The sequence below is a fragment of the Kribbella sp. NPDC055110 genome (assembly GCF_053607525.1).
On the sequence record NZ_JBSGTS010000003.1, the window covers coordinates 78,844 to 91,751 of the forward strand.

Below are 12,908 nucleotides of genomic sequence, written 5' to 3' on the forward strand. Positions count from 1 at the left end.
GGAAGGCTCCGGTGGTGTCCTCCGGCCACGGAGCACCCGCTTCATGCGCCTGTTCCCCGGGGCTGAACGAGACAGTGGGCTCGCCAGCCGTCAGACCGCCGACTGCTGATGCACCCGACGGACCGGCCGCCTGCTGCTCACCGACCTGCTGCTGTCTACCAGCGGACTGCTGTTCAGCGGGCGACTGCTCCACCGGCGGTGCGGTCGCGATGGCTGGTGGTGCGGTCGCGCTGGCTGGTGGTGCGGTCGGGTGTGGTTGGTCTGTGGCGGTGGGTGTTTGCTCGGTTGAGCCCGGCGTACCGCTTGATTGGGTCTCGGCGAGGAGTTCGCCTGCGTCGGCGGCCTGCTCTGTTCGGGGCCGGTTGAGCTGCCTGTCCACAGGAGCTGCGGGCAAAGTCGCTCGTTGTTCTCCGCGGACCGTTTGACCGCTCACCTGATGCCCCGGCGAAGCCTCCGCTCTGCCGAACTCATGCTCCCCCACGGCCTGCTCACGCGCTGCCTGCTCACCCACGGCCTGCTCACGCGCTGCCTGCTCTTGACCGGTCTGCTCGCGTGCGGTCTGGTCGCGGGGTGGCTGCTCGTCGGTTGCGTGGTCGGGGGTGGGGCGTTCGGGGGTGAGGTTCAGGTTGCCGATGACGGTTGTTTGGCCGTCGGGGGTTGCGGGGGGCCTCGCCTGGGAGGCGTCCATCGTCACCGTCAGGTCGTCGGGGCCGGGCGTGTCTGGGCGGCGCACAGCAACCGTTGGGTCGTTCAGGCCCGCGGTCGGGGCGTCCGGGTCGACGTACGGTCGCGCGGACGCGGCAGGCCCCGTCGGTGTGTTCGGCTCCGACGGCTGCGAGATGACGGTCGGCTCGTCCGCCCCGGCGTACGCGGACCCTTCAGCGACGTGCACCGTCAGGTCGTCCGACCCGGCGAACGGGGACCGCAGGTCGGCTCCCACGGTTGGGTCGTCGGACTCGGCGAACGGGGATCTCTGGTCGGAGCGCACCGTGGGGTCTTCGGGTCCGGCGTACGGGGATCGCTGCGGGGCGGGTGCGGCTTGGGAGGTCGGCGTACGTGGGTGGGGCGGGGGGACGCGGCTGCCAATGACTGTTGGGTCGTTTGCGCCGGGGGTTAGGACGGTGGCGTCGTTGGTCCAGTCGACCTGGTCTCCAGAGGAGGCGTTCTCGCTCGAGTCGCGGGCCGCGCGGTCGTCGGCGCGACGGGGCGGATCGGTGGGTCGGAGTGTCGGGTCGGTGGGGCGACGGGCGACGACGGTTGGGTCGTTGGGGCCGGGGGTGGTGGGGTCGGGGTCTTTGTGGGGGTGGTGGATGGGGATGGGGCGGGCGTGTTCGGAATACTGGTCTTCTTCGTGGGGGGTCATGCTTCGGCTCCCAGGTGGGAGAGGACTTCTTCGGTCGTGGGCATGGCGGTGGAGCATTCGAGGCGGGAGGCGACGATCGCGCCGGCGGTGTTGGCGAAGCGGATGATCTTCTCGAGCGGCCAGCCGGACAGGAGTCCGTGGCAGAGCGCTCCGCCGAAGCCGTCGCCAGCGCCGAGGCCGTTGACGACGTCAACCGGGTATGGCGGGACCTCGACGCGCTCATCCCGGGTACGGGCGAGTGTGCCGCGAGGGCCTTGTTTGACGACAGCCAGGTCGAGCCCACGATCGAGGAGGGCCTGTGCGGCCTTGTCGGGATCGGTCTCGCCGACGGCGACCTCGCACTCCTCACGGTTGCCGACAGCAACCGTGCAGTACTCGAGCGCGCGCGACACCTGCGAGTGCGCCTCGCTGGGGTCGGCCCAGAACATCGGCCGATAGTCGAGGTCGAGCACAGTGATCGGGCGACGTCCGCGTGCCTGCCAGGCGGCGAAGTGCGCGGACCGCGACGGTTCGGCGGACAGGCCGGTCACCGTGGACCAGTAGATGCGCGCGTCGCGGATCGCGTCCAGGTCGAGCTCCGATGGGTTGATGACCAGGTCGGGTGCTTTCGGGAAGCGGTAGAAGTACAGCGGGAAGCTGTCCGGCGGGAAGATCTCGCAGAACGTGATCGGTGTCGGCAGGCCGTCGACTCCGGAGACGAAGCGGTCGTCGACCCCGAGTTCGCCGAGCGTGCGGTGGATGAACGTACCGAACGGGTCGTTCCCGGTCCGGCTGATCACCGCCGACTTGCGCCCGTGCCGCGCTGCCGCCACCGCTACGTTCGTCGCGCTCCCCCCGAGGAACTTGCCGAAGGAGGTGACATCTTCCAGATGCGTCCCGATCTGCAGCGGGTACAGGTCGACCCCGATGCGCCCGATCGTCAGTACGTCGTCCACCATCAGACCTTCCCATCCGTACGGGTCCCCGAGGCGAGCCCCGCCGCGATCGACTGCAGGTGCGCGATACTCGCCCGTACGTCGGCCAGCGGCCCGTCGTCGACCGGGCGCGCCGGTAGGATCGTGTCCTGCTCCAGCACGTACCACCCGTCGTACGCGGACTTCTCCAGCGTGCTGACGATCGTGGTGATGTCGATGTCGCCGGCACCGAGCGGCCGGTACATCCCGGCGCGTACGGCGTCCGTGTACCCGACCTCACCGGATTGCACCCGCGCGGCCCACGCGGCGTCGACGTCCTTCAGGTGGGTGTGGCGGATCCGCGACGTGTGCTCGACCGCCAGCGCGACCGGGTCGACTCCGCCGATCAGCAGGTGACCGGTGTCGAGGGTCAACCCGATCGAAGAGCCCTGAAGCACCCGCTCGACGTCGTCAGTGGTCTCGACCATCGTGCCAACGTGCGGGTGGACGGTCGCCAGCACGCCTCGGGACGCCGCGAGCGCGGCCAGTTTGTCCAGGTTGGCGAGCAAAGTGCCCCAACCAGCGGAGTCCAGCGCCGGTCGGTCGTCGTACCCGTCCTGGCCGGTCGCTGCGGCGAGAACCAGCGTCCCAGCGCCGGCCGCCGCGAAGCCCTCCAAGGCCACCGCGACCTCGGCGGCTGGATCGTGCGAGGGATCATGCAGTACGACGGGAACGAACCCGCCGACTGCCCGCAGGCCGACGTCGGCAAGGGTTTTCGCCTTGTCCCCCGGTTCGTCGGGCAGGAACCCGTCCGGGCCGAACTCGGTCGCCGCCAGCCCGACCGCGCGCATCTCGGCGAGCACCGTCGCGGCGTCGTACTGCCAACCCCAGCCCGGCACCTCGCAGACGCCCCACGAGATCGGGGCACCGGCGATGCGGGGAGCAATTTCAGTCATCTCAATCCTTCAGAGGGTGACGATGCGGTTCTCGTGGCGGGACAGTTCGCAGGCGTCGGCGATCCGGAACGCGGCGAGCGCGTCCCGGACGGTGCACGGCACCTCGCGGGTCCCGGCGACGACCTCGGTGAAGGCGGTGAGTTCGGCGACGTACGCGGGCTGGAACCGGTCCATGAACGTCATGTGCGGCGGCCCCTCCGGGAAGCTGACGCCCGGCTCGGCCGACCGCAGGGCGGTGTGCGAGTCGAGGCCGACGGCGATCGAGCCGAGGCTGCCGTGGAGTTCCATCCGTACGTCGTGCCCGGCGCCGTTGTACCGCGTCCCGCTCACCGCGACGAACGTGCCGTCGTCGAGCGTGAGCAGCGCGGCCGCCGAGTCCACGTCGCCGTACTCACCGAAGAAGGTCTCGCCGCGGTTCGCGCCGGTGGCGTAGACGCTGACGACCTCGCGACCGGTGACGTAGCGGATGATGTCGAAGTCGTGCACCGTGCAGTCGCGGAAGAACCCGCCGCTCTGCGGGATGTACTCGCGGTGTGGCGGGAAGGCGTCGTTCGTGTTCGCCCGGATGTGGTGCACGAACCCGAGCTCGCCGGTCTGCACGGCCGCCCGCGCCGCCTGGTACCCGGCGTCGAACCGGCGCTGGAAACCGATGTGTACCGGCACCGAGGACGCCTCGACCAGCTCCACCACCCGCGACGTCTCCGCCAGATCGAGCGCGACGGGCTTCTCACAGAACGTCGGTACGCCGGCCTCGAGCCCGGCCTCGATCAACGCAGCGTGCGCGGATGTCGCCGCGGCGATGACGAACCCGTCCAGGCCGGACGCGAGCAGCGCCGGTACGTCGGGGACCGACGAGACGCCCAACTCCTTCGCGACCGCCTCGGCCCGGGCGGGGTCCGCGTCGGCGACGACCACCTGATCCACCGCCGGCAAGCCCTTCAGCGTCGCGGCGTGGAACGCCCCGATCCGCCCGACCCCGACCAACCCGATCCGCATCCGCGCTGCCCTTCTCGAAGAACGGGCGCGCCACAGCCCTGCGGCGCGCTGGTTGCCCGTCAGCTTTCCGGGCCGGTGCCAGAAGTGTCAATACTTTGTTAACACATTCTCACGTACGGACATGACCGGGTAGCATCCGCCTATGAATGCCCTGCCGATCCAGCTCGATCGGAGCAGCCCGGTGCCGCTGTACCACCAGCTGGCCGAGCAGCTGACTGCCGCCATCACGGACGGCCGGCTGCGGCCGGGCGACCCGTTCGAGAACGAGATCGGCATGTCCGACCGGCTGAACCTGTCCCGCCCGACGGTACGCCGGGCGATCTCCGAGCTGGTCAACCAGGGCCTGCTGGTCCGCCGCCGCGGGATCGGCACCACGGTGGCGAACCAGATGGTGCACCGCAAGGCCGAGCTGACCAGCCTGTACGACGACCTCGCGCGCGAGGGCCGGACGCCGCGGACCGAGGTGCTCGCGCTGGACTGCGCGGCGCAGGACGACCGCGCCGCCGCCGTACTCGAGGTCCCGCCCGGCACCCCGCTGGTCGCGATCGTCCGGCTCCGGTACGCCGACGACCTGCCGCTCGCGATCATGCGCAACTGGCTCCCGCCGGCCCTCAACGACCTGACCTTGGACGAGCTCACGAGCGACGGTCTGTACGCCGTACTGCGGGCCCGCGGCATCCGGCCGACGGTCGCGCGGCAGCGCATCGGCGCCCGCAACGCGACCGCCGAGGAACGCCGTACCCTGCACATGTCGAAGGCGGAGCCGCTCATCACGATGACCCGCTCCGCCTACGCCGCCGACGGCTCCCCCGTCGAATACGGCAACCACTGCTACCGAGCAGACCAGTACTCGGTAGATGTGGTTGTGTCCGAACGCTAGGCCTGGTTGGCGATCAGGGTTCGGACCAGGCGGAGGCCTACGGAGAGGTGGGCCAGTTCGGGGCCTTCGGTTTCGACGATTTCGTCCAGCATGGTGGCGGCTCGGGCCAGCGCCGTGGCGTTCTGGTCCTGCCAGGTGATGACGCGGTCCTCGGGATCGGCCGCCGGGTCGGTAGTGGCGAGGACCTGGCGGGTGAGGCGCGCGTGTACGGCGTGCAGGTCGTCGCGCAGGGCGGCGCGGGCCATGGTCTGCCAGCGGTCGGTGCGCGGCAGGCCGATGATCCGCTCCAGGAAGCGGCCCAGCTGCAGCCGCTCACCAAGTGCGAAGTGGACCTTGGCGACCTCGAAGATGTCGATGTCCTCGCGCGTCGCGGTCTCCACGATCCCGAGCCCGGCGTACGCCGGCGGCAGCACCGCGATCCGGGTCGCGAAGTCGTCCGAAACCCCCTTCTGCACCAGGGCTTCGCGTCGCTGCTCGAACAGCGCCAGCTCACGACCACGCAGTACGTCGGGCAACGCCGACGTCAGCTTCGCGATCCCCGGCCCGAAGAACTCGATCAGCTCCTCGATGTCGACCGGAGGCCGCCGGTTGCTGACCAGCCACCGGGTGGCCCGCTCGACCAGCGTCCGCGTCTCGAGCCGCATGTGCGTCTGCGTCGCCGCGTCGACGACATTGTCGAGCTCGGCGTTGCGGGACAGCAGTTCGGGCTGCGCGAAGATCCGCGACGCGGCCAGGTTCGCCCGCACCACGTCCTCGACGGTCCCGCCGGTCTCCAGCGAGAGCCGGTGGTACGCCGTGACGCCTGACGTGTTCACGAACTCGTTGACCACCTGCGTCGTGATGATCTCGCGGCGCAGCTGGTGACTCTGGATCTGGTCGGTGAACCGCTCCTGGATCGCCTTCGGGAAGTAGCTGGCGAGCTTGTGCTTCAGGAACGGGTCGTCCGGAAGCGACGTCTCGAGCAGCTCGGCTTCCATCACGATCTTGGTGTACGCGATCAGCACCGACAGCTCCGGCGAGGTCAGTCCCTTGCCCTCGGCCTTGCGCTTCTTGAACTCGGTCACACTCGGCAGGAACTCCAGCTGCCGGTCCAGCAGCCCTTCCTTCTCGAGCCGCCGGACCCAGTCCTGGTGGACGTGCATCAGCGCCGGCGCCTGCTCGGACGCATTCGCCAGGGCGATGTTCTGCCGGTAGTTGCTCTTCAGCACGAGCGCACCGACCTCGTCGGTCATCGACGCGATGATGTCGTTGCGCTGCTTCTCGGTCAGGTCGCCGTCCGCGACCACGGTGTCCAGCAGGATCTTGATGTTCACCTCGTGGTCGGAGGTGTCCACACCGGCCACGTTGTCGATGAAGTCGGTGTTGATCCGGCCGCCGGTCCCGGCGTACTCGATCCGGCCGAGCTGGGTGAAGCCGAGGTTGCCGCCCTCACCGACCGCGCGGGCGCGCAGCTCGGAACCGTTGATCCGGATCGCGTCGTTGGCCTTGTCGCCGACGTCCGCGTTCGACTCGCCGGACGACTTCACGTAGGTGCCGATGCCGCCGTTCCAGAACAGGTCGACGGGCGCCTTCAGGATCGCGTTCATCAACTCGGCCGGCGTCAGGGTGCCCGAACTGCTCTCGATCCCGAGCGCCGCACGAACCTCCACGGAGATCGGGATCGCCTTGTCGGTGCGCGGGAACACCCCGCCGCCGGCGGAGATCAGGGACTTGTCGTAGTCCGCCCAGGACGACCGCGGCAGCTCGAACAGCCGCCGCCGTTCCGCGAACGACGAGGCCGCGTCGGGCGTCGGGTCGAGGAAGATGTGCCGGTGGTCGAACGCGGCGACCAGCCGGATGTGCTCGGACAGCAGCATGCCGTTGCCGAACACGTCACCGGACATGTCGCCGACGCCGACGACCGTGAAGTCCTCGCTCTGGCAGTCGTGCCCCATCTCGCGGAAGTGCCGTTTGACCGACTCCCACGCGCCGCGGGCGGTGATGCCCATCGCCTTGTGGTCGTACCCGACCGAGCCGCCGGACGCGAACGCGTCACCGAGCCAGAACCCGTACTCCTTGGCGACACCGTTCGCGATGTCCGAGAACGTCGCCGTACCCTTGTCCGCGGCAACCACCAGGTAGGCGTCGTCGCCGTCGTACCGCACCACGTCGTGCGGCGGAACGATGTCACCGGCAACGATGTTGTCGGTGATGTCGAGCAGCCCGGAGATGAAGGTCTTGTACGACGCGATGCCCTCGGCCAGCCACGCGTCCCGGTCGACGGACGGATCCGGCAGCTGCTTGGCGTAGAACCCGCCCTTCGCGCCGACCGGCACGATCACCGAGTTCTTCACCATCTGCGCCTTCACCAGGCCGAGCACCTCGGTGCGGAAGTCCTCGCGCCGGTCCGACCAGCGCAGACCGCCGCGCGCGACCGCGCCGAACCGCAGGTGCACCCCTTCGACCCGCGGCGAGTACACGAAGATCTCGTACGCCGGCCGCGGCTGCGGCAGGTCCGGGATCGCCTTCGGCTCCAGCTTCAGCGAGATGTACGACCGCGGCTTCCCGTCGGCGCCCGGCTGGAAGTAGTTGGTCCGCAGCGTCGCCTTCATGACGGTCAGGTACGAGCGCAGGATGCGGTCCTCGTCCAGGCTCTGCACCGTGTCCAGCGCGGCCAGGATCTCCTTCTCCAGCTGGTCCGTGCGCATCGTCCGGTCCGGGTCGTCGGCCGGTCCGCGCGCCGGGTCGAAGCTGGTCTCGAACAGCTGCACCAGTAGGCCCGCGACATCCACGTGGTTCAGGAAGGTGTTCTCGATGTAGGACTGGCTGAACGGCGTGCCGCCCTGGCGGATGTAGCGCTGGTACGCGCGCAGGATCGACACCTGCCGCCAGCTGAGGCTGCCGCGCAGCACCAGCGCGTTCAGCTTGTCGGACTCGGCCCGGCCCTGCCAGACCGCCTGGAACGTGTCGGAGAACAGGGCGCGCAGTTCCTCACGCTCCTCGGTGTTCTCCGGCGCCCGTAGGCCGAAGTCGTAGATGTAGGCCATGGTGCCGTCGTCGCAGCGGATCTCGTACGGGCGTTCGTCGACGACCTCCACGCCCATCGCGCTCAGGTGCGGCAGCACCTGCGACAGGGACAGCGCCGACCCGGTGCGGAACACCTTGAACCGCCGCTCGCCCTCCCACTCCTCGTCGAGCGGGGTGTAGAGCGACATGGCCAGCCCGTTGTCGGCCGGCAGCCCTTCGAGCACGTGCACGTCGTTGACCGCGACGCGCGCGTCGAAGTCCTCCTTGTACGCCTCCGGGAACGCTCCTCCGTACCGGCGGGACAGCTTGGTGACCGCACCGTCGCCGCCCTGTGCGTGCAGCGCCGCGGTGAAGTCGTCCTGCCACGCACGGGTCGCCTCGATGACCTGCTGCTCCAGCAGGTCCGGGTCGTACTCGCCGACGGTCTCGCCCTGCTTCATCCGCACCACGAAGTGCACCCGGGCCAGCACGGACTCGGTGACGTAGGCGGCGTACGTGACGGTCTCGGCGCCGATCGCGTCCTTCAGGATCTGCTGCATCTTCAGCCGCACCGCAGTGGTGTAGCGGTCACGCGGCAGGTACACCAGGCACGACAGGTACCGGTTGTAGACGTCACGGCGTACGAACAGCTTGACCGCGCGCCGCTCCTGCAGGTGCAGCACCGACTGCACGATCGGCAGCAGGTCCTCCACAGGTGCCTGCAGCAGCTCGTCACGCGGGTAGGTCTCCAGCACGTCGAGCAGACCCTTGCCGCTGTGGCTGTTCGGGTCGAAGCCGGTCAGGCGGAACAGCTCCAGCGCCTTGCGCCGCAACACCGGCACCTGCATGACGCTCTCGGTGTACGCCGTCGACGACAGCAGACCGATGAACCGGCACTCGCGGACCGGGTTACCGCTCTCGTCGAACTGCTTGATGCCGACGTAGTCCAGGAACGTCGACCGGTGCACCGTGGAGCGGGAGTTCGCCTTGGTGAGGATCAGCAGCTTCCGCTCCTGCGCCTTGGCGCTCACCTCCGGCGGCAGCTTGCCGGAACCCGGCTTCGGGTCCGGCCGGAGGATGCCCAGGCCGGTGCCTGCGCGGCCGCGCAGGATGCCCTGCTCGCCCTCCATGGTGAAGTCGTACTCGCGGTAGCCCAGGAAGGTGAAGTGCTCGTCGGCCAGCCACTCCAGCAGCTCGCGGGCCTCCTCCACCTCGTTCTCGGAGACCGGCAGGTCGGCGGCGTTCAGACCGGCGGCGATCGTGACCGCCTTCTCGTGCATCTTCGGCCAGTCCTCGACCGCCTCGCGGACGTCGTTCAGCACCTTCTGCAGGTCCTTCTCGAGCGCGCGGTGCTCGGCGACGTCCGCGATCCGCTCGATCTCCAGGTGCATCCAGCTCTCGCGGACCAGGTCGTGCCCGTCCGCGGTCGTGCTGTCGTCGAGGACCTCCTGCAGCGTGCCGGCCATGTCGCGGCGGACCACGAACTGCGGGTGGATCAGCAGCTGCAGCTCGAGGTTGCGTTCGGTGATCGCCATCGAGGCGCTGTCCACCAGGAACGGCATGTCGTCGATGACGATCTCGACCACGGTCCGGCCGCTCGCGGCCCAGCCGTTGTCCTCGAGCGTCGGCGTGAACACATGCACCTTCGCCGTACCCTGCGGGCGGGACATCGCGGACTTGTAGTGGTGCCGCGCGGCGCCCAGGCAGTCGTTCGGCTGGCGCTCGGCGACGTCCTCGGCGGCGACGTGCCGGTAGTACTGCTCCAGGAACGTCTTCAGCTTGCCCGGGTCGGCCGACTTGTCGTGACCATGTGTTCCCGCGGCCACCGCCTTGGCGAGCACATCCGCCTTCTGGACGTCCAGCTTGCTCTGCATTCCCCACCGTCTCCACACGTGACTTTCGGCGTCGGTCGCGCCGGACCGCACCACATTGTGCGGTCACTCAGAGATTAGTCCACCTTTGTCACTGGTGTGGTGTCGGGACGGGGCTGTCATCGATTGGTGAGGCGGAGTGCGAGAGCTGGGCAGGCGAGGATTGCGCGGCGCGCGTCCGGGAGCTCACCGGCGGTGATTTCGCGGCCCCGGAGCACCGGGAATCCCCACTCGTCGAGGACGACGTCGTCGGGCAGCAGACCGGCGCACAAACCGTGCCCGTCGCACCTGGTCCAGTCGATCTCGAGCTTGTTCATCGGGTACCTCCGGGGACGGGCAGAACTCCGAGGACCGGCCGGCCGCAGCCCTGACCGGACAGATGACGCCGTACGTCGTCGCCGAACACCTCGAGCGCCGATGTGAGGAACCTCGCAGCCCCGTCCGGGTGCGCGCAGGCGCCTCTGCCCGGAATCAGACCGAGGTGCCGCTGGGCGTCGTACCAGCCCTGCTGGTCGCCGATGGTCAGCCGGGCGAAGTCGTCGACAAGTGAGGCGAGGCCGAAGACACAGGGCCCGCACTGGCCGGCCGACTGACTCCTCAACCACTCAGCGACCCTGGTGACCTCACCGAGCGGACAGGTGCTCGAGCCGAGCGCCAAGATGATCCCGGCGGAGACCTCTGGTCGCTGCAGCAGCACACCGTCGGTCTGCGGCAACCAGCGCCCGTGGTACCCACCCAGCAGGACAGGTCCCGGCTCTGCACCGGCGTACTGCAGGACTGTGTTCAGTGGGACTCCTGTCGGCGTCTCGATCACACCGGGCCGTTGGACCGCCCCGTCGATCGTCAGCAGCTGCGTACCGGGCTCGCTGATCAGACCGGTGCTGCTGAACCCACGGGACCCGAGCCGCGCGAGTAGGGCAAGCTGAGCGAACGTCTCCACGTTCGACAGGAACGTCGGCCGCCCGTGATACCCCTTCCGCGTCGGTAGGACGCGCCGCCCCGGTGGAACCGCAGTACCGCCTTCCAGCGCACTCAGCACGGCCCGAGCCTCACCTGCGACGAACCGGCCCGGGGTCTCACGCACCTCGATCGCCAGCCGGTCGTCCCGCTCCATCAGCGCCTCTCGGAGGGAGGTGGCTGCGGCAGTGTCGTGTACGGCGATCAGCACGTGGGGCGCCCGCAGTGCGTGCGCGAGACCGACTGCGCCGTCCAGAACGAGGTGTGGCGACCGGGTGAGGAGCAGGCGGTCCTTGCGACTCACCGGCTCGCTCTCGGAGCCGTTGACCACGACCGCTTCCACACCACGAGCTGGGAGATCCTGCAACTTCAGTGCGACCGGAAAGGCCGCACCACCACGTCCCCTCAGACCTACGGCTTCGCAGAGCCGCACGTAGTCGTCGCGGGTCAGCTCAGGCAGCGGACCGTAGGTCAAAAGGTGTTGCTGGAGGTCCTGGTCGAGCCCGGCCAGCACCCTGGCCTCACCGATCACCCTGGTGTCATCGACCGTGATCACTGAGTCCTCCAGACTCTCGAGGGGTTTGCATTGAGCCGATACGCACCTGCAGTGGCGACCGCGGCCAGACAGCCGAGCGTGATGCCGAGCATCCATGGCGTACTGCGGTCGGTACCCGCCAGCAGTGCGTGGCCGATGGACAGCAACCACCCGACCGACGCGGCGATGTGCAGCTTGCGCCAGTGCTTCGTGAACGACTGCGACACGGCCAGCCGGCCACGGGCTGCTCCGACGAGGGACGCCAGTACCAGGCTGTAGAGAGCGAGCACGCCGAGACTCATGGCGAACGGCCGGTAGCCAGCACCGAACGGCCACACCAGAACAGTCGGACTGATGGCCACGTAGCTGTCGGCGATCACTGCGACCACATGCGTCGCCAGCAGGACCAGTCCGGTCACAGCCGCCGAGCGGTGCACGTACTGCAGCCAGAACCGCCGCTCCGGTCGACGGACGTTCGGCATGACCATTCCGAGCACGGCCGACAGCGTGAACATGATCATCGTGACCACGCCGGCCGCACGGGCCAGGTACCACAGGGTCATCAGGCGGCCCTGCTCGCTGTCGGCCACCCGCACAGCTCAGTGACCTCACCGTCGTCGGCAATCAGCCGCGCCGGGTGACCGGACAGCTTCAGCCGCCCCACAGCAGCTTCGCCAGTCGCGATCAGCGCAGTACTGAAGGTGTTCGCCCGTACGGCGGTCGGCGCCCAGACGGAGGCAGTCCGGTACGGACCCTCCGCGGGACGGCCCGTTCGCGGGTCGACGATGTGATGCCCGTAGCCGGTCGGTGTCTGCCAACGCCGTACGGTCCGGGTCGACGTGGTCAGACCGCCGTGGGCGAGCGTGACGAGGACGCCCTGGTCACCGGCGCGCTCCGCGACGGTGATGACCCACGGCTGCTTCGGCGTACCCGCCGCTCGCAGGTCGCCGCCGATCTCGACGAGGACCGCGCAGCCGTAGCGCTTGCTGATCATGTTGGCCGCCCGGTCCGCGGTCCAGGCCTTGGCGGTCGCGCCGAGGTCGAGCGCGCACTCCTTCGGCACACCTAGCAGTGCTAGCTTCCGGTTGAGCCGAACCTCCTGCCAGCCGGCGATCTGCGTCGGGTCCTCGGGTGCCTGCGGGAAGCGCCGCCGTACCGCTTCGATGTCGGCGTCGTACCCGGCCGCGATCACCGCCGGTCCGACAGTCGGGTCGACCGCCCCGCCACTCAGCTGGGCCGCGACCAGGCTGACGTCGACCAGGTCGACGAGCAGACGCGACACCGGTACGAGCGCACCGGCGCGGGTGTTGACGACCGACAGCTCGGAGTCCGGCCGGAACCGGCTCGCGGCCTTGTCGACGCGGTCCATCAGCGTCTTGAGCTCACCGCACGCCGCCCCCAGTACAGCGGGGTCGTCGACGGTCAGCCGGACCGTACAACTCCACGCGGTCCACGTGCGGGAGGCGGTCATG

9 protein-coding genes are annotated in these 12,908 nt (G+C 69.2%); 1 reads left to right on the forward strand and 8 read right to left on the reverse strand.

Annotation, left to right across the window (positions count from 1 at the left end):
• Positions 1-1,359: 1,359 nt before the first annotated feature.
• The 3 genes from iolC to ACWF0M_RS06405 are packed head-to-tail and all read right to left on the reverse strand — an operon-like array spanning position 1,360 to position 4,208.
• A complete protein-coding gene (iolC, locus tag ACWF0M_RS06395; protein ID WP_452234570.1) occupies positions 1,360-2,301 on the reverse strand; it encodes a 5-dehydro-2-deoxygluconokinase in 942 nt (313 codons plus the stop codon).
• On the reverse strand, positions 2,301-3,212 hold the full coding sequence (locus ACWF0M_RS06400; RefSeq protein WP_452234571.1) for a sugar phosphate isomerase/epimerase family protein: 912 nt from the start codon (positions 3,210-3,212) through the stop codon (positions 2,301-2,303). Before ACWF0M_RS06400 ends, iolC begins: the two co-directional genes overlap by 1 nt.
• A 9-nt stretch (positions 3,213-3,221) precedes the next feature.
• Positions 3,222-4,208 carry a Gfo/Idh/MocA family protein gene (locus tag ACWF0M_RS06405; protein ID WP_452234572.1) on the reverse strand — a complete coding sequence of 329 codons (987 nt, stop codon included), beginning with the start codon at positions 4,206-4,208 and terminating at the stop codon, positions 3,222-3,224.
• A gap of 142 nt (positions 4,209-4,350) precedes the next feature.
• Between ACWF0M_RS06405 and ACWF0M_RS06410 the strand changes: the two genes are divergently transcribed.
• The gene (locus ACWF0M_RS06410; protein WP_452234573.1) at positions 4,351-5,088 is read left to right on the forward strand and encodes a GntR family transcriptional regulator; all 738 of its coding nucleotides are present in this window, start codon (positions 4,351-4,353) and stop codon (positions 5,086-5,088) included.
• On the opposite strand, the gene ACWF0M_RS06415 is transcribed toward ACWF0M_RS06410, so the two are convergent.
• From ACWF0M_RS06415 to ACWF0M_RS06435, 5 genes are all read right to left on the reverse strand, one after another.
• Complete coding sequence (locus tag ACWF0M_RS06415; protein WP_452234574.1) at positions 5,085-9,947, reverse strand: NAD-glutamate dehydrogenase; 4,863 nt, start codon at positions 9,945-9,947, stop codon at positions 5,085-5,087. The two genes, ACWF0M_RS06410 and ACWF0M_RS06415, sit on opposite strands and share 4 nt — an antisense overlap.
• A gap of 116 nt (positions 9,948-10,063) precedes the next feature.
• Positions 10,064-10,261, reverse strand: coding sequence for a ferredoxin (locus ACWF0M_RS06420; protein ID WP_452234575.1), 198 nt, complete (start codon positions 10,259-10,261; stop codon positions 10,064-10,066).
• Positions 10,258-11,457: an NADH-ubiquinone oxidoreductase-F iron-sulfur binding region domain-containing protein gene (locus ACWF0M_RS06425; protein WP_452234576.1), complete on the reverse strand. Its 1,200-nt coding sequence runs from the start codon at positions 11,455-11,457 to the stop codon at positions 10,258-10,260. Before ACWF0M_RS06425 ends, ACWF0M_RS06420 begins: the two co-directional genes overlap by 4 nt.
• Positions 11,454-12,026 carry a hypothetical protein gene (locus tag ACWF0M_RS06430; RefSeq protein ID WP_452234577.1) on the reverse strand — a complete coding sequence of 191 codons (573 nt, stop codon included), beginning with the start codon at positions 12,024-12,026 and terminating at the stop codon, positions 11,454-11,456. The genes ACWF0M_RS06425 and ACWF0M_RS06430 overlap by 4 nt, the downstream gene beginning before the upstream one ends.
• Complete coding sequence (locus ACWF0M_RS06435) at positions 11,999-12,907, reverse strand: FAD:protein FMN transferase (protein ID WP_452234578.1); 909 nt, start codon at positions 12,905-12,907, stop codon at positions 11,999-12,001. The genes ACWF0M_RS06430 and ACWF0M_RS06435 overlap by 28 nt, the downstream gene beginning before the upstream one ends.
• Between the last annotated feature and the right edge of the window lies 1 nt (position 12,908).